Genomic DNA, 15,211 nt, shown 5'->3' with positions numbered 1-15,211 from the left:
TTGCTCGACGGACTGCCTCTGTCGTCGTGGCGCTCCCATGTAAAACCTGGCCCATAGTGCTTCCCTCCATGCCAAGGAAAATGATGCACCATCAAATGCCGGGATCAAACACCTAGGCAGCAGACGATGACGGAAAGGGTGGCATTCATTGCCTTCTGGGGCGACGCCTCGCTGGGACAGTGATACTCAGTTCTCAAGACGTCGCCTGACATTCGGGCTTTCGTCGCCTCGTTGGTAAAACGGGCCTAGCTTGCCTTGCGCATCTGCTCGCGGCTTTCCTCGACCTTGAGATTCTGAACCAGCTTGGCGAGCCAATCGACGAAGACCCGCACCTTGTTGGAGAGGTGGCGGGTCTGCGGATAGACGATGTAGAGGGGTAGCGACGCGCAGTGCCAGTCGGAGAGAACTTCGACCAATTCGCCCTTCTCCACCGTCTCCTTCACCATGAAGCGCGGCGACTGGATGATGCCCATGCCGGAAATCGCTGCGTTCACATAGGTCCGGGCATCGTTGACGGAGACGACGTATCGGGGCGTGATTTCCAGGTTTTCGTCGTCGCGACGGAATTCCATGGATCTCACCCGGCTGGACTGGGCGTTCAGGTAACCGACGGCCAGATGGTCTTCCTGCAGGTCCTGCGGGCGTTCAGGGGCGCCGAAGTTGCGGATGTAGAGAGGTGCTGCATAGGCCGACATGCTGATCTCGCCGACCTTGCGGGCAATCAGCGACTGGTCGGTCGGGGTGCCGGCGCGCAGGGCGCAGTCGACGTTTTCGGCGATATAGTCGACCAGCCGGTCGCCGACGCCGATATCGAGCCTGATCTGCGGAAAACGCTTATGGAAATCGCATAAATTCGGAATGACCAGCAAATCGGCGAAGGCGCCGGCCATTTCCACGCGCAGCCGGCCGGATGGCTGGCTCTGCGAATTCGACATGCTGCCGTCGAGCTCGTCGAGTTCGGAGATTATCTGCATGGCGCGCTCATAATAGAGCGCGCCATCCGTCGTCACCATCACCTTGCGGGTGGTGCGGTTGAGCAGCGTCGTGCGCAGATGGCTCTCGAGGCTCTGGACGAGATTGGTCACCGTCGTTTTGGGCATATTGAGAGTGGCCGCAGCCCGGGTAAAATTGCCGGTTTCCACGACGCGAACGAATACGCGCATTGCCGAAAGCTGATCCATTGCCTTGATTCCTGCTGCGCCGCAACATTGTTCCGAAATATGGAATAGTGTTGTCGAATGCCGTTAGCTTGTGTGTTTTCACCCGAATAATAATATCAGGTTCAAGATTGACGGCAAGCACCCCGTTTTTACTAGGGGTTTGCCCGAGGGTTTTTCAATGATTGCGCAGTGGGAAAATATCGCATTTGACAAGTCGGCCAAGCCGGCTGTCCCCATGCGCGTCTATGAAGGCGCTGCCAAGGGCAAGGTTCCGCCGCTGGTGCTTTACCTGCGGGGCGGTGCGTTTCTTAATGAGCTGCGGGCCGAAAACGAACGTCCGGTCGCCAAGGCGCTGGCGGAAGCAGGGGCCGTGGTACTGGAAGCCGATTACAGCAGCGTTTCGCACAACATGTTTCCGCAGGCTATGGAATGCGCATTTGCGGCGCTCCAGTGCCTTGCCGGCCGGCGCAAACAGTTTGGCAGTGCCAAGTCCCAGCTTTTTGTGGCGGGTGACGAGGCGGGCGGCAATGTTGCGGCCGGCGTGGCGCTGAAGGCGCGTGACCTGATGCCCGGCGAGCTGAACGGCCAGATTTTGCTGTCGCCGATGATCGACCCGATGATGGCCACCCGATCGTTTCGCAAGGCGGACGATATCGGCATGGGCGAACGTTGGGCGGAAGGCTGGAGCCATTATCTCGGCTCCCATTGCGGGTTCCAGCATCCTTATGCGGCACCCTGCCTCTGTTCGCGGCTTTCGGGTGTCGCACCGGCTCTTATCGTGACATCGGAAGACGATCCGCTGCGCGATGAAACGGTAGGTTATGCAACGCGCCTGAGCGAGGCCGGCGTTTCGGTCAAGCAGAAGATCTTCCCTGCCAGCTGCGGCTGGACGGGCATTTACAGAGAGGGCGACGGCGAATGGATGACAGCACTTTGTGCCGAATTCACGAGCTTCGTCCGAGAGTTAAGTTAGTAGCATGAATTATTTTGAAGGCAAATAACGGTCAATTCCCAAGGCCGTAAGGAGACTACCAATGACCTCGAAGATCAAAAGCTGGGCCCTATGGGGCACTGGATTGGGCACCGCTGCGCTGATTGCGGGCGCCTCTGTCTATCTCGATCTGCCGCAGGGCGCCCATGCCGCGCCTGCAACGGCTGCTGCGGCTCCGGCCGTTCCCGTGACGGTCGCCACCGTCGAACCACGCAATGTTTCCACCTGGCAGGAATTTTCCGGCCGGTTGGAAGCCGTCGATCGCGTTCAAATCCGGCCGCGCATCACCGGCACCATCCAGTCGGTGCATTTCCGCGAAGGCGGGCTGGTGAAGCAGGGCGACCTGCTCGTCCGCATCGATCCGGAGCCCTACCGGGCGGCGGTCGCACAGGCTGAAGGCCAGGTGGCATCGGCGCAGGCGAAGGTCGAGCTTGCCAATACCGAACTCGATCGCGGCAAGAACCTCGCTTCCAAGAATACCATCTCGCAAAGCGATCTCGCCCAGCGCCAGAGCGCCCAGAGCGAGGCGCTCGCCAATCTTCAATCCGCCAAGGCGGCCCTGAAGACGGCGCAGCTCAATCTCGACTATACCGAGATCCGGGCACCGATCGCCGGCCGGGCCGGCAGGCTGGAAATCACCGTCGGCAATCTGGTGGCAGCGGGTTCCGCGTCCGCTCCGCTGACGACGCTGGTTTCGGCCGATCCGATCTATGCGAGCTTCGACGCCGGCGAAGAACTGGTGTCCCGTACGCTCAACGACCTTCCGCTCGTCGACGGTGTACCGGCGATCGAACAGGTGCCTGTCGAGGTCAGCACGCTCGCCGGTAACGGCACGCCGATCCGTGGCAAGCTGCAGCTCATCGACAACGAAGTGAATGCCTCGAGCGGCACGATCCGCGTGCGCGCCGTCTTCGACAATCCGGGCGGCAAGCTGATCCCGGGCCAGTTCGTGCGGGTTCGCATGGGCCAGCCGAAGGCGCAGGATCACCTGATGGTCAGTGAAAAGGCTGTCGGCACCGATCAGGACAAGAAGTTCGTCTTCGTGGTCGATGCGGCCAATACCGTTGCGTACCGGCAGGTGGAGCTGGGCACGGCGGTCGACGGCATGCGGATCGTCGAGAAGGGCCTCAATCCGGGCGACCGGATCGTCGTCAACGGCCTGCAGCGTATCCGTCCTGGTGCTGTCGTTCAGCCGCAGGACGAGGCGAAAGTCGCCAACAAGTAATGCTCTGAGCGGCGGCTAGTCCGCCGCTTTCCAACACTCATCCAGTTCCGGTTCGTGGAGCTTGCGGCCTTGTCGGCCGCGAGCCGGGGCCGTTTCGCCTCTTGTTCAACCCCGGAGAGAGGGCTTTGACATGAATATTTCCAGGTTTTTCATCGACAGACCGGTCTTTGCGGCCGTGCTGTCGATCCTCATCGTGGTCGCGGGCCTGATCGGCATGCGGTCTCTGCCGATTTCAGAATATCCCAATGTGGTCCCGCCTTCGATCGTCGTGCGTGCCGTCTATCCTGGCGCCAATCCGACGGTCATCGCCGAAACGGTCGCGACGCCGCTCGAAGAGCAGATAAACGGCGTCGAGGACATGCTCTACATGTCCAGCCAGGCGACCTCCGACGGCGTGATGACGCTGACCGTCACCTTCAAGCTCGGCACCGATCCGGACAAGGCGCAGCAGCTCGTTCAGAACCGCGTGAGCCAGGCTGAACCGCGCCTGCCGGCAGAAGTGCGTTCGATCGGCCTGACGACCGTCAAGAGCTCGCCGGACTTCATCATGGTGGTCAACCTCGTCTCAGACCGATACGACATCACCTACCTGCGCAACTATGCAACGCTCAACGTCAAGGACCGGCTGAACCGCATCCAGGGCGTCGGCCAGGTGCAGGTATTCGGCGCTGGCGACTATTCGATGCGCGTGTGGATCGATCCGCAGAAGGCTGCCGAACATTCATTGGCCGCAAGCGATATCTCGAACGCAATCCGGTCACAGAACGTCCAGGCGGCGGCGGGCATTATCGGTGCCTCGCCGACCCAGCCGGGTGTCGACCTGCAGCTCAACGTCAATGCCCAGGGGCGCCTGCGCACCCCGGAAGAGTTCGGCAATATCATCGTGAAGAGCGGTCAGAACGGTGAAATCACCCGGTTGCGGGATGTCGCGCGTATCGAGCTCGGCGCAGCAGACTATACCCTGCGTTCGCTGCTCGATGGTCAGCCGGCAGTCGCCGTTGCCGTTCTTCAAGCACCCGGTTCCAACGCGATCGAGATCGCCGACAACGTCAAGGCGACCATGGACCAGTTGCAGTTGGCGATGCCGCAGGGCGTGAAATACGAGATCGTCTACGATACGACCAAATTCGTGCGCGCATCGATCGAGAAGGTCATCGACACGTTGCTCGAAGCCATCGCGCTCGTCGTGCTCGTGGTCATCATCTTCCTGCAGACCTGGCGTGCGTCGATCATTCCGTTGATCGCCGTTCCCGTCTCGATCATCGGCACGTTTGCGGTCATGTATGCCTTCGGCTTCTCGATCAACGCGCTGACGCTGTTCGGCCTCGTGCTGGCGATCGGTATCGTCGTCGACGATGCGATCGTCGTGGTGGAAAACGTCGAGCGCAATATCGAGGGCGGCTTAAGTCCGCGTGAGGCGACCTACAAGGCGATGAAGGAAGTCTCCGGTCCGATTATCGCGATCGCGCTGGTTCTGGTCGCGGTCTTCGTGCCGCTCGCCTTCATCAGCGGGCTTTCCGGGCAGTTCTACCGGCAGTTCGCGCTGACGATCGCGATTTCGACCGTCATCTCGGCGATCAACTCGCTGACGCTGTCGCCAGCACTTGCTGCCTTGCTGCTCAAGGACCATCACGCCAAGAAGGATTGGCTGACCCGGTTCATGGATGCGATCTTCGGCTGGTTCTTCCGTGGTTTCAACCGCGTCTTCGGTGCGGCTTCCAACGGCTACGGCCGCACGGTCGGCGGGTTGCTCTCGCGCAAGAGCCTGGTGATGATCATCTATCTGGCTCTCGTCGGTGCGACCTACAGCATGTTCAATGCGGTGCCGGGCGGCTTCGTGCCGGCACAGGACAAGCAGTATCTGATCGGCTTTGCCCAGCTTCCGGACGGCGCTACGTTGGACCGCACCGAAGACGTGATCAAGCGGATGAGCGAGATCACCCTGGCACAGCCTGGCGTCGAACATGCCATCGCTTTCCCGGGCCTGTCGATCAACGGTTTCACGATCGGCTCGAATGCCGGCATCGTCTTCGCAGTTCTCGACGACTTCGAGAACCGCAAGACGCCGGAGCTCTCGGGCGGTGCGATTGCCATGCAGCTGAACCAGAAGTTCGGCGCCATCCAGGACGCCTATATCGCCATGTTCCCGCCGCCGCCGGTCAACGGTCTCGGAACGACGGGCGGGTTCAAGCTGCAGATCGAGGATCGTGCAGGTCTTGGGAACCAGGCGCTCGACGAGGCCACCAAGGCGGTGATCGCCAAGGCCTATCAGACGCCGGAACTTGCCGGCATCTTCTCGAGCTTCCAGATCAACGTGCCACAGCTCTATGCCGATCTCGACCGCGCCAAGGCCGAACAGCTCGGCGTCTCGGTGACGGACGTCTTCGAAACGCTGCAGATCTATCTCGGTTCGCTTTATGTGAACGACTTCAACGCCTTCGGCCGCACCTACAGCGTCCGGGTGCAGGCGGACGCCAAGTTCCGCGCCAAGGCGGAAGACATCGGCCAATTGAAGGTCCGTTCGCAGTCCGGCCAGATGATCCCGCTCTCGGCTCTGCTGAAGGTGGATGCTCAGACCGGTCCGGAACGGGCGACCCGCTACAATGGTTTCCTGTCCGCCGATATCAACGGCGCTCCGGCTCCGGGCTTCTCGTCCGGCCAGGCAGAGGCTGCGATTACGAAAATCCTCGACGAGACGCTGCCTTCCGGCATCGAGTTCGAGTGGACGGACCTGACCTATCAGCAGATCCTCGCCGGCAATTCGAGCATCGTCGTCTTCCCGCTGGCGCTGCTGCTCGTCTACCTCGTGCTCGCTGCCCAGTATGAGAGCCTGACGCTGCCGATCGCGATCATCATGATCGTGCCGATGGGTGTGCTTGCCGCCTTGACGGGCGTGTGGCTCACCGGTGGAGACAACAACATCTTCACCCAGATCGGGTTGGTGGTGCTGGTGGGTCTCTCGGCGAAAAACGCGATCCTGATCGTGGAGTTCGCCCGAGAACTGGAGTTCCAGGGGAGGACACCGTTCCAGGCGGCGGTCGAGGCGAGCCGGCTGCGCCTGCGTCCGATCCTGATGACGTCCATGGCCTTCATCATGGGTGTCGTGCCGCTGGTGGTATCGACCGGTGCGGGTGCGGAAATGCGCTCCGCCATGGGTATCGCCGTGTTCTCCGGCATGATCGGGGTGACGTTCTTCGGCATCTTCATGACGCCGGTCTTCTACCTGCTGGCACGTTTGCTAACCGGCAGCCGTCCTCTGCGGCAGCACGGTACGGAGGAGGCGGCTCCCGCTCTCTCTCCAGCGGAGTAAGGTCTACCTCCGGCGCCGCGCGGGTTCTTTCCACCGGGAACCCGCGCGGTATTTCTATGTCTAGAGAGCACCGCCGTCGACAATGATTGTCTGGGCCGTCATGGCCGCGGATGCATTCGAGGCGAGGAACAGGCAGGGGCCGACAAGGTCTTCAGCCACCAGCACCCGCTTCAGGGACTGGCGGGCGACCATCGCCGTGATGCTGTCGTCATTCAGCCAGAGTTTCTTCTGCCGTTCGGTGACGATCATTCCGGGCAGGATGGCGTTGACGCGGATGTTTTCTGTTCCAAGCTTTCCGGCGAGGCTCTTGGTCAGGCCGATGATCCCGGCCTTGGCGGTCGCATAGGCGGGCAGTCCGCCCATGTTGAGTAGATAGGCGATCGAGGAGAAATTGACGATCGCGCCGCCGCCGGCCTTGCGCAGGTGTGGGACAGCAGCCTGGGTGACGAAGAACATCTGCTTGATGTTGATGGCCTGGGCGTTGTCCCAGTATTCCTCGGTCACCGTCTCGAACTCGTGGCGGTCGTCCCAGCCGGCATTGTTGACCAGCACCGAGAGCGATCCGAGTTGCTGCGCGGCCCTGTCGACGGCGGCTTTCGTTTCCGCGACGTTGCGCAGATCGGCTTTCAGGTAGAGGACCAGATGGGGGGCGGTCTTGGAAAGACGTTCCACCAATTCGTGGCTCGGCTCGTCGGCAATATCGATGAACGCGACCTTGGCACCCTGTGCCGCAAAACCTTCCACCAAGGCGGCGCCGATGCCAGAACCGCCGCCTGTGATCAGCACGCCACGATCGGCGAGATCCGCATGCCGTATAGAAATATTGGCCAAAACACCCTCCTTGTCCGGCTTGGTCGCCAAGTTCTATCGCTTCGATGCGGGAAGACAAGGATGTGCGACAAACTCTCGCCATCTAGGCGCGCAATGGTCCCGACATGACCATTGCGACAGGAATAGCCGTCGGCGTCGGGCTGGGCACGGTGCTCGGGACAGTCGTTTTCGACAATATCGGTATCGGTGTTGCCGTGGGCATCGCGATCGGCGTTGCCCTGTCTCAATTCCTGCGTTCGCGATCGAAATAGCCCGAAGGCGGTCGCATGCCTTTGCCGGGAATTGCCTTCCTGCGTCATTGCATTTACTCGGAAGAGGGCAGTTTCCGGCCATCTCCCCGAGTCGGAATCCGACGCTAAAGGAACTTTCAGTGCCTCTTCCCGCCGCCGACATCTCCCTTCCCGAAAAAACCTACGCTGCTTTCCTGTTCGACATGGACGGCACGATCCTGAACTCGATCGCATCCGCCGAACGCGTCTGGGGACGCTGGGCGGCAAAGATGGGTTTCGATGTGGAAGCATTCCTGCCGACCATGCATGGCAAGCGCGGGATCGACACGATCAGCGCACTGAACCTGCCGGGCATCGATCCGGCCGCGGAAGCCGAAGGCATCCTGCGCGGCGAGATCGAGGATGTTGAGGGCGTGGTGCCAATCCCGGGCGCGGTGGAATTCCTCTCCGCGCTGCCGCCTGAACGCTGGGCGATCGTCACGTCGTCGCCGATCGAACTCGCCAAGGTCCGGCTTGCCGCCGCCGGAATTCCGCAGCCGCGCTACATGGTGACCGCCGAAGACGTGACCGTCGGCAAGCCCAATCCGCAGGGCTATATCCTTGGCTCGGAACGGCTCGGCGTCAGCCCCTCGGAGGTGCTGGTGTTCGAGGATGTGCCGGCCGGCATCCAGGCGGGCGAGGCGGCAGGCGCCGACGTGATGGTGATCACCGCCACCCATTCCCATCCGACCGAAACCGGGCATTCGAAAATACCCGGCTATCTCGATGTGGTGCCGCATATCGGCGAGGACGGGCGGCTGTCGATCCGCCGCAAGGCCTGAATATCAGACAGGCTGGGTCGACGCCTTCATGATGCTGACGGTTGCGAACCAAAGCACGACGCCGAGGCCGAGCAGGCAAGAGGCGATCAGATATTGAACAGGATCGCGGCCGGTCCAGGGGCCGGCGAGGAAGGCACAGGAGATCGCACCGAGTACCGGCAGGATGGTGGGTGTGCGGAAATGCCTGTGCTCGACCGTGTCCTTGCGCAGCACCAGCACCGCGACGTTGACGATCGCAAAGACGCAGAGAAGCAGCAGCGCCGTGGTGCCGCCGAGCGCCGGAACACCGCCGGCAAACAGGATCAGCGCGACCGCCAGCAGTGACGTGAAGCCGATCGCGACATAGGGTGTGCGACGGCCCGAATGGACCTTGCCGAGCACCTGCGGCAGAACCCCTTCGCGGCTCATGCCGTAGATCAGGCGGCTCGCCATCATCATGTTGATCAGTGCGGAATTGGCCACCGCGAACATGGTGATGATCGCGAAGATGCCAATCGGGAAGCCCGGCGCGCCGGCCTGCACCACCTTCAGCAGCGGGGTCTCGCCCTGGCCGAGTTCATTGGCCGGTACCAGCGTGATCGCAGAGATGGCCACCAGAACGTAGATGAGGCCGGTGAGGGCAAGGCCGGTTAGCAGCACCTTCGGGAACATCCGGCTCGGCTCCTTGCATTCCTCGGCCATGTTGACCGAATCCTCGAAGCCGACCATGGCGAAAAAGGCGAGGGTGGTGGCCGCGACGACTGGCCAGAAGACGCCGCTGTTCTCCGGGGTCGCGAATGTCCAGGCGCGGGAAACGTCGCCCTGGCCGCCAGCGATCGCCCAGAAGCCGATGCCGATGATGATCAGCAGGCCGGTCAGCTCGACGACGGTCAACAGAACGTTCAGCCTGACGCTTTCCCCGACGCCTCGGAAATTGATGGCAGCGACCAACGCGATGAAACCGACCGCGATCAGCGGTACGCCCCAGGCGCCGAGATCGAGGCTGAGAGAGGTCGCGAAGTTGGAGGCAAAGGCCCGCGATGCTGTCGCCGCCGAGGTGATGCCCGACGACATCACCGCAAAGGCCACCAAGAAGGTGACGAAATGGATGCCGAAGGCCTTGTGGGTATAGAGTGCCGCGCCTGCCGCGCGCGGATATTTGGTGACCAGTTCGAGATAGCTGAAAGCGGTGAGGAGGGCGACAACGAAGGCGATCAGAAAGGGCAGCCAGACCACCCCTCCGACCTGCTTGGCCACCTGGCCGGTCAGGGCATAGATGCCCGTGCCGAGAATATCCCCGACGATGAACAGCAGCAGCAGTCCAGGACCCATGACCCGGTGCAGTTCCGTCTTCTGTTCGCCCAGTTCCGCTACGGGCTTTTCCATAAGCTCCTCCTGATGTTATCGATTCCCTCCGAGAGACTGTTCAATGAGAACAAGCGCCGGTTGTTCCCAAAAAACGCGGAGGTTTCAGCCCGTTCCGGCCTGGAAAAAGGGGTATGGCGAAAATATCGTAAAAACTTGCACTCGATGCAAAAATCCTCTAAATACGACGGTGTAGCCGCCGCACTGCACAATTCTGCGGCCGATATGCGTATTTTTCTTGAGCGGAGGTTCCCATGCCTTGGAATTGCCATGCAGGCTGTGAAGGTCGGCGGAATACTCGATCGCATTTTCAAACCGGTGAGTCTCTGACCATGACAGCAGATGCGGCATTTTCGGATTTTTGGCATTTTTTCCGTTCCTGGATCAGCAATCCATTGCGGGTTGCGGCGTTGGCGCCTTCCGGGGATTCGCTCGCGCGACTGATGACCCAGGAGATCGCGCCGCTGGACGGCCCGGTCATCGAACTCGGTCCGGGGACCGGGGTATTCACCCGTGCGCTTTTGGCGCGCGGCGTTGCCCAATCCGACCTCACCCTGATCGAATACGGTCCGGAATTCGTTCCCGGCCTGCAGCGGCGTTTTCCAGACGCGCGGATCCTGCAGATGGATGCGGCAAAGCTCGCCCATGAGGATATTTTCGAGGGCGAACCGGTCGGCGCGGTCGTCAGCGGCCTGCCGCTGCTCTCCATGTCGCCGCGCAAGATTACCGCGATCCTCGGCGGAGCCTTTACCTATATCCGTCCGGGCGGTTCCTTCTACCAGTTCACCTATGGCCCGCGTTGCCCCGTGCCGCGGCCGATCCTCGACCGCCTGGGTCTGAAGGCCGTGCATATCGGCCACACCGTGCGCAACCTGCCGCCCGCTGCCGTCTACCGGATTTCCCGCCGCAAGCCGCTGGATCTGACACGGGAGCGTTCCAGATATCGTGCCGAGGCAGAAGGCAGCCCGGTCCATGCCGACGACGCGGGCGCCTGAACAAAATCGGATGAAATGATCAAGACGATTGATGGCGCGACGGCAGGCCGGCGGGAGCTCAAGCGTCGGCAGACCCGCGAACGCATCGAAGAAGCGGCGATGAGCCTGTTCCTCGAGCGCGGCTTCGATGCCACGACGGTCGAGGAAATTGCCGAACGCGCCGAGGTCTCGAAACGCAGTTTCTTCGACTATTTTCCGTCCAAGGAAGAGGTCGTGTTCGCCTGGCAGGACGGTTTTGCCGATCATCTGATGGCGGCGATCGCGTCGAGGCCAGCGGACGAGCCGGCGGTCAAGACCGTGCAACACGGCCTCGTCAGCGCCATCGTCTCGGCAGCCGACGAAAGAGCGATGGCGCTCGGCGAACTGATCCGCAGTACGCCGGCGCTGAAAGCCCGAGACCAGCTCAAATATGCCAAGCTCGAACTGAAGCTCACCGAGGCGCTGAAGGCTCGAAGCCGAAGCGACGAAGAACGGCTGCGCGTGCGCCTGCTGGCCGCCGTGGTCATAGGCGCCTTGCGGGCAGGCGGAGAACTGTGGAACGAACAGCCGCCGGGCACTTCGCTCGAAACCTTCGCGCATCGGTTCTTCGGCGATTTCTGGAAGACACTTGCCGATTTTGGCTACGAGGGGCAGGACCTCTGATCAGGCCACGCTGAGTGTCGCGGCGGCGAGCACCACATAGCGGACCGCCTTGCCGATAAAAACCAGGATCAGGAAGGTCGGTAAAGGTTCCTTGAGCACGCCGGCCGCGACCGTGATCGCGTCGCCGCCGATCGGCAGCCAGCTCAGCAGCAGCGACCATTTTCCGTATTTCTGGTACCAGGCCTGTGCCTTGTCCAGTTTTTCCGGGGGCACCGGAAACCATCGGCTGTCGCGAAAACGTTCGACACCACACCCGAGCAGCCAGTTCACGGCGGCCCCCGCCGTGTTGCCGACCGACGCGACCAGCAGCAGGGCGATGAGTGAATACCGGTCGGAGAGAATCAGGCCGACGAGGATCGCCTCCGATTGCATCGGAAAGATCGTGGCGGCGATGAAGGCGGCGGAGAACAGTCCCGCATAGGCGGCAAAATCGAGCATGATCGACCTATAGCGGAGCCAAATGAAGAAGGGCGGATGGAAACCCGCCCTTCCTGTATTGCTGGATCGTCAATCAGGCCTTTTTGGCGTTTTCGACCTCTTCCGCAGCCGTTTCCACCGCCTTGGCGTGGCGTTTACGCCAGTCGCCGAGGAAGAGCAGGATCGGGGCCGCGATGAAGACAGACGATGCGCCGGCAACGAGAATACCGAATGCCATGGGGACCGCGAAGCTTTCGACCGCGCTGCCACCCCAGATCGCCATCGGCAGAAGCGACAGGAAGGCGGTGGCGTTGGTGTAGAGGCTTCGAGCCAGCGTCTCGTTGATCGACTTGTCGATCAGTTCGCGCAGCGGCATCGACTTGTAGAGCCGCATGTTTTCACGCATGCGGTCGTAGACGACGACCTTGTCGTTGACCGAATAACCGACCATCGTCAGCACCGCGGCAATCGCGGTCAGATTGAAATCGAGGCCGGTGATGGCGAAGAAACCCACCAGCTTGGTGACGTCCAGCACCAGGGTGACGATAGCGCCGACCGCGAACGGCCATTCGAACCGCGCCCAGATATAGATCAGCATCGCGATACTGGCGATGAAGACCGACAGGAAGCCGGCAACGGCCAGTTCGCCCGAGACCTTCGGGCCGATGACATCGGTGCCCTGGACGGTCGCGGTGGAGTCGATCTTGGTGACCTCGTCCTTCAGCTTGGTGACCGCCGCCGTCTGCGCCTCTTCGCCGCCTTCCTGACGCTGGGCGCGCACCAGGATGGTGTTCGGATCGCCGAAGGACTGCAGCGTGATTTCGCCGAGGTTGAGCGTGTTCAGACCTTCGCGGAACTTGGCGAGGTCGGCGGGGCCTTGCGTCTTGACAGACATCTGGATGCCGCCGCGGAAGTCGACGCCGTAATTCAGGCCCGGATAGAAGAACAGCCCGATCGAGGCGATCGACAGGACGGCCGAGACCGCAACGCCGAAGAAGCGCGCCTTCATGAACTGGATGTGCTTGTCGTAGGGGCTGAACCGGAACATCGACTGGATGTTGATGACCTTCAGCTTGTAGCGGCGCGCGATGGCGATCATCGTCACGCGGACGAAGGCGACCGACGTGAACATCGAGATGATCAGGCCAAGACCCATGGTAACGGCGAAGCCGCGCACCGGACCGGAGCCGAAGTAGAACAGGATGGCGGCGGCGATCAGCGCGGTCATGTTGCCGTCGACAATGGTCGAATAAGCGCGGTTGAAGCCGACGTCGATGGCGGCGAAGGCGCCTCGACCTTTACGCGTTTCTTCGCGGATACGCTCGTTGATCAGAACGTTCGCGTCGACCGCAAGGCCGATGCCGAGCACGATACCGGCGATACCGGGCAGTGTCAGCGTCGCGCCGACCAGCGTCAGGGCGGAGAAGGTCAGGATCGTGTGGATCAGCAGCGCGACGTTCGCCAGCAGGCCCCACGTGCCATACAGAACCAGGATGAAGACGGCGACGAGGACGAAGCCGACGAGGCCGGAATAGAGGCCCATCTGGATGGCATCGGCGCCGAGGTCTGCGCCAACGGTGCGTTCTTCGATGACGGTGAGCTTCGCCGGCAGCGCGCCTGCGCGCAGCAGTGCAGAGAGCGTATTGGCTTCCGACACCGAGAAGCCGCCAGAAATCTGGCCCGAACCGCCGGTGATCGGCGTGCGGATGACGGGCGCGCTCAGCACCTTGTTGTCGAGTACGATCGCGAAGGGGCGGCCGACATTCTGCTGGGTGATCTGGGCAAAGCGGTTGGCGCCTGCCGAATCGAAGCGGAAGTTGACGACCGGTTCGTTGGTCTGCTGGTCGAAGGCGGCGCGGGCATCGGTCAGGCGGTCGCCGGAAAGTTCGACGCGGTCGAGGACCGGATATTGGTTACCGCGCTCGTCGGCGAGCATGGTGACACCCTGTTCGCCCTGCTGGCCGAGCAGATGGAAGCTCATCTTGGCGGTCGAGCCGAGAAGCTGGCGAAGGCGGGCCGGATCCTGTTCGCCCGGAAGCTGGACAAGGACGCGGTCGGAGCCGATGCGCTGAATGGTCGGTTCGGCGACGCCCACCTGGTCGACGCGCTGGCGGATGATTTCAAGCGACTGATCGACGGCGCCGGTGATGTGCGAATTGATGCCTGCTTCGGTCTGGGCGATCGTGATCGTATTGTCGGTGGGCGTGGTGATCGCAAGATCGCTGCCGCCGATCGTTGTGCCGGCGTTGACCGGGTTGGCAAGCGTCTGGAGCTCGGTCACGGCAGCGCCGCGCTGGGCCGCATCACGCAGCGCGACCGTCACGGTGTCACCCGTGCGGCGGATTGCGGTGGTCGCGATGTTCTTGTCGCGCAGAACCCGGCGAGCATCCTGCAGCAGGCTCTGGACACGCTCGTTGATCAGGTCGGCACGGTCGACCTCCAGCACGAGGTGCGAGCCGCCGCGCAGGTCGAGGCCGAGCGAGACGCGGTTGTGTGGCAGCCAGGCGGGAAGCCGGCCAAGCGTCGATTGCGGAATGACGTTCGGCAGCGCCACCAGAATGCCGAGGAAGATGATGACGAGATAGGTCGTCACCAACCATGGGGAGTTTCTCATGTATTTAATCCTGCTGAGCCCGGGTCACGCTCTGTTGAGCGGTTGGGGCGAGAATGCTGATGTCGTGCAAGCGCCGGGGCGCGATATCTCAGGCGCGGGCCGGCGGCGCACGCGGCAGCGATCCGTGCCAGAATGGATGAGCCGTCGGATCGGAGGATGGCTTCGACGCGAAGGCCGAAACGAAAATCGGGAAGCTGATCTCGATGGCGCGGGCTTCCAGCGCACCGCCGCCCGTATGCCAATGGGCGCCCGTTCCGTCCTTGCGGTCCATGGCGGCAAGTGCACGCAAAGGCTCGCGCTTGGTCAGATGCGGAGTGTCGCTGCTTTTGTCAGCCGAAAGGACGCCGCGGGGGAACTGGACGTCCTTGACGACGCCGGACAGCAGGCCGAACAAGGCGGCAATCAGCAGAGCGGCGGCAAAGACCGGCCAGCGCGACAGGAGGCTTTCCTGTTCACGTCCGTCTCTCATCCGCTTGTCCTGCGGAAACAGCGCCATCCGCATCAGCTCCGGAGCGTTAAAAATCCCGAAGTCCTTGCTTCGGAACGGAATGCCGCCTTCTAAAGGAGAGGTTCGAGGCGGTCAATCTCCAGTCGGTGCAAGCGTAAGGACAGATTGCGGCGGCATTTGCGC

General features: G+C 62.0%; 14 protein-coding genes. 8 read left to right on the top strand and 6 right to left on the bottom strand.

What is annotated here, in order from left to right; genetic code table 11:
• Positions 1–245 precede the first annotated feature (245 nt).
• Positions 246–1,181 carry a LysR family transcriptional regulator gene (locus tag MOV63_RS23960; RefSeq protein WP_247037608.1) on the bottom strand — a complete coding sequence of 312 codons (936 nt, stop codon included), beginning with the start codon at positions 1,179–1,181 and terminating at the stop codon, positions 246–248.
• 157 nt (positions 1,182–1,338) lie between these two features.
• Here MOV63_RS23960 and MOV63_RS23955 point away from each other — a divergent pair, with 157 nt between their 5' ends.
• The 3 genes from MOV63_RS23955 to MOV63_RS23945 all read left to right on the top strand — a co-directional run bounded on the left by MOV63_RS23955 (position 1,339) and on the right by MOV63_RS23945 (position 6,686).
• Positions 1,339–2,133: an alpha/beta hydrolase fold domain-containing protein gene (locus tag MOV63_RS23955; RefSeq protein WP_247037606.1), complete on the top strand. Its 795-nt coding sequence runs from the start codon at positions 1,339–1,341 to the stop codon at positions 2,131–2,133.
• Between the two features lie 61 nt (positions 2,134–2,194).
• Positions 2,195–3,376 carry an efflux RND transporter periplasmic adaptor subunit gene (locus MOV63_RS23950; protein ID WP_038587355.1) on the top strand — a complete coding sequence of 394 codons (1,182 nt, stop codon included), beginning with the start codon at positions 2,195–2,197 and terminating at the stop codon, positions 3,374–3,376.
• A 130-nt stretch (positions 3,377–3,506) separates the two neighbouring features.
• Positions 3,507–6,686, top strand: a complete 3,180-nt coding sequence (locus MOV63_RS23945; protein WP_247037604.1) for an efflux RND transporter permease subunit — start codon at positions 3,507–3,509, stop codon at positions 6,684–6,686.
• Positions 6,687–6,746: 60 nt separating this feature from the next.
• Here MOV63_RS23945 and MOV63_RS23940 read toward each other — a convergent pair whose 3' ends face one another.
• Positions 6,747–7,517 (bottom strand): SDR family NAD(P)-dependent oxidoreductase, encoded by a 771-nt coding sequence (locus tag MOV63_RS23940; RefSeq protein ID WP_247037602.1) that lies wholly within the window; start codon positions 7,515–7,517, stop codon positions 6,747–6,749.
• Between the two features lie 104 nt (positions 7,518–7,621).
• On the opposite strand from MOV63_RS23940, the gene MOV63_RS23935 reads away from it, so the two are divergent.
• A complete protein-coding gene (locus MOV63_RS23935; protein WP_173426748.1) occupies positions 7,622–7,768 on the top strand; it encodes a hypothetical protein in 147 nt (48 codons plus the stop codon).
• Between the two features lie 119 nt (positions 7,769–7,887).
• Positions 7,888–8,568 (top strand): HAD-IA family hydrolase, encoded by a 681-nt coding sequence (locus MOV63_RS23930; RefSeq protein WP_293408611.1) that lies wholly within the window; start codon positions 7,888–7,890, stop codon positions 8,566–8,568.
• Positions 8,569–8,571: 3 nt separating this feature from the next.
• On the opposite strand, the gene MOV63_RS23925 is transcribed toward MOV63_RS23930, so the two are convergent.
• Entirely contained in the window at positions 8,572–9,933 is a 1,362-nt protein-coding gene (locus MOV63_RS23925; RefSeq protein WP_247037594.1) for an APC family permease, read from the bottom strand.
• Between the two features lie 12 nt (positions 9,934–9,945).
• On the opposite strand from MOV63_RS23925, the gene MOV63_RS23920 reads away from it, so the two are divergent.
• From MOV63_RS23920 to MOV63_RS23910, 3 genes are read left to right on the top strand one after another with little or no spacing between them, the layout of a single operon-like run.
• A complete protein-coding gene (locus MOV63_RS23920; protein WP_247037592.1) occupies positions 9,946–10,242 on the top strand; it encodes a hypothetical protein in 297 nt (98 codons plus the stop codon).
• Positions 10,243–10,244: 2 nt separating this feature from the next.
• On the top strand, positions 10,245–10,907 hold the full coding sequence (locus MOV63_RS23915; protein WP_247037591.1) for a class I SAM-dependent methyltransferase: 663 nt from the start codon (positions 10,245–10,247) through the stop codon (positions 10,905–10,907).
• A 15-nt stretch (positions 10,908–10,922) separates the two neighbouring features.
• On the top strand, positions 10,923–11,549 hold the full coding sequence (locus tag MOV63_RS23910) for a TetR family transcriptional regulator (protein WP_247037589.1): 627 nt from the start codon (positions 10,923–10,925) through the stop codon (positions 11,547–11,549).
• Here the strand turns inward: MOV63_RS23910 and MOV63_RS23905 are convergent, their stop codons facing one another.
• From MOV63_RS23905 to MOV63_RS23895, 3 genes are all read right to left on the bottom strand, one after another.
• The gene (locus MOV63_RS23905; protein WP_247037582.1) at positions 11,550–11,987 is read right to left on the bottom strand and encodes a YqaA family protein; all 438 of its coding nucleotides are present in this window, start codon (positions 11,985–11,987) and stop codon (positions 11,550–11,552) included.
• 73 nt (positions 11,988–12,060) lie between these two features.
• Complete coding sequence (gene secD, locus MOV63_RS23900) at positions 12,061–14,580, bottom strand: protein translocase subunit SecD (RefSeq protein ID WP_247037578.1); 2,520 nt, start codon at positions 14,578–14,580, stop codon at positions 12,061–12,063.
• An 88-nt stretch (positions 14,581–14,668) separates the two neighbouring features.
• Positions 14,669–15,049, bottom strand: a complete 381-nt coding sequence (locus MOV63_RS23895) for a hypothetical protein (protein WP_247037576.1) — start codon at positions 15,047–15,049, stop codon at positions 14,669–14,671.
• Positions 15,050–15,211 lie beyond the last annotated feature (162 nt).

It is taken from the genome of Neorhizobium sp. SHOUNA12A (assembly GCF_023006505.1).
Taxonomy (GTDB): Bacteria; Pseudomonadota; Alphaproteobacteria; order Rhizobiales; family Rhizobiaceae; genus Neorhizobium.
Note: the sequence above shows the minus strand (reverse complement) of the source record. Positions and strands in the feature narration are given on the sequence as shown.

Bases quoted from the DNA above. Each gene is read 5' to 3' on its own strand.
- MOV63_RS23960 (WP_247037608.1), bottom strand. From the start codon at position 1,181: ATGGATCAGCTTTCGGCAATGCGCGTATTCGTTCGCGTCGTGGAAACC.
- MOV63_RS23955 (WP_247037606.1), top strand. From the start codon at position 1,339: ATGATTGCGCAGTGGGAAAATATCGCATTTGACAAGTCGGCCAAGCCG.
- MOV63_RS23950 (WP_038587355.1), top strand. From the start codon at position 2,195: ATGACCTCGAAGATCAAAAGCTGGGCCCTATGGGGCACTGGATTGGGC.
- MOV63_RS23945 (WP_247037604.1), top strand. From the start codon at position 3,507: ATGAATATTTCCAGGTTTTTCATCGACAGACCGGTCTTTGCGGCCGTG.
- MOV63_RS23935 (WP_173426748.1), top strand. From the start codon at position 7,622: ATGACCATTGCGACAGGAATAGCCGTCGGCGTCGGGCTGGGCACGGTG.
- MOV63_RS23925 (WP_247037594.1), bottom strand. From the start codon at position 9,933: ATGGAAAAGCCCGTAGCGGAACTGGGCGAACAGAAGACGGAACTGCAC.
- MOV63_RS23920 (WP_247037592.1), top strand. From the start codon at position 9,946: ATGTTATCGATTCCCTCCGAGAGACTGTTCAATGAGAACAAGCGCCGG.
- MOV63_RS23915 (WP_247037591.1), top strand. From the start codon at position 10,245: ATGACAGCAGATGCGGCATTTTCGGATTTTTGGCATTTTTTCCGTTCC.
- MOV63_RS23910 (WP_247037589.1), top strand. From the start codon at position 10,923: ATGATCAAGACGATTGATGGCGCGACGGCAGGCCGGCGGGAGCTCAAG.
- MOV63_RS23905 (WP_247037582.1), bottom strand. From the start codon at position 11,987: ATGCTCGATTTTGCCGCCTATGCGGGACTGTTCTCCGCCGCCTTCATC.
- secD (WP_247037578.1), bottom strand. From the start codon at position 14,580: ATGAGAAACTCCCCATGGTTGGTGACGACCTATCTCGTCATCATCTTC.
- MOV63_RS23895 (WP_247037576.1), bottom strand. From the start codon at position 15,049: ATGAGAGACGGACGTGAACAGGAAAGCCTCCTGTCGCGCTGGCCGGTC.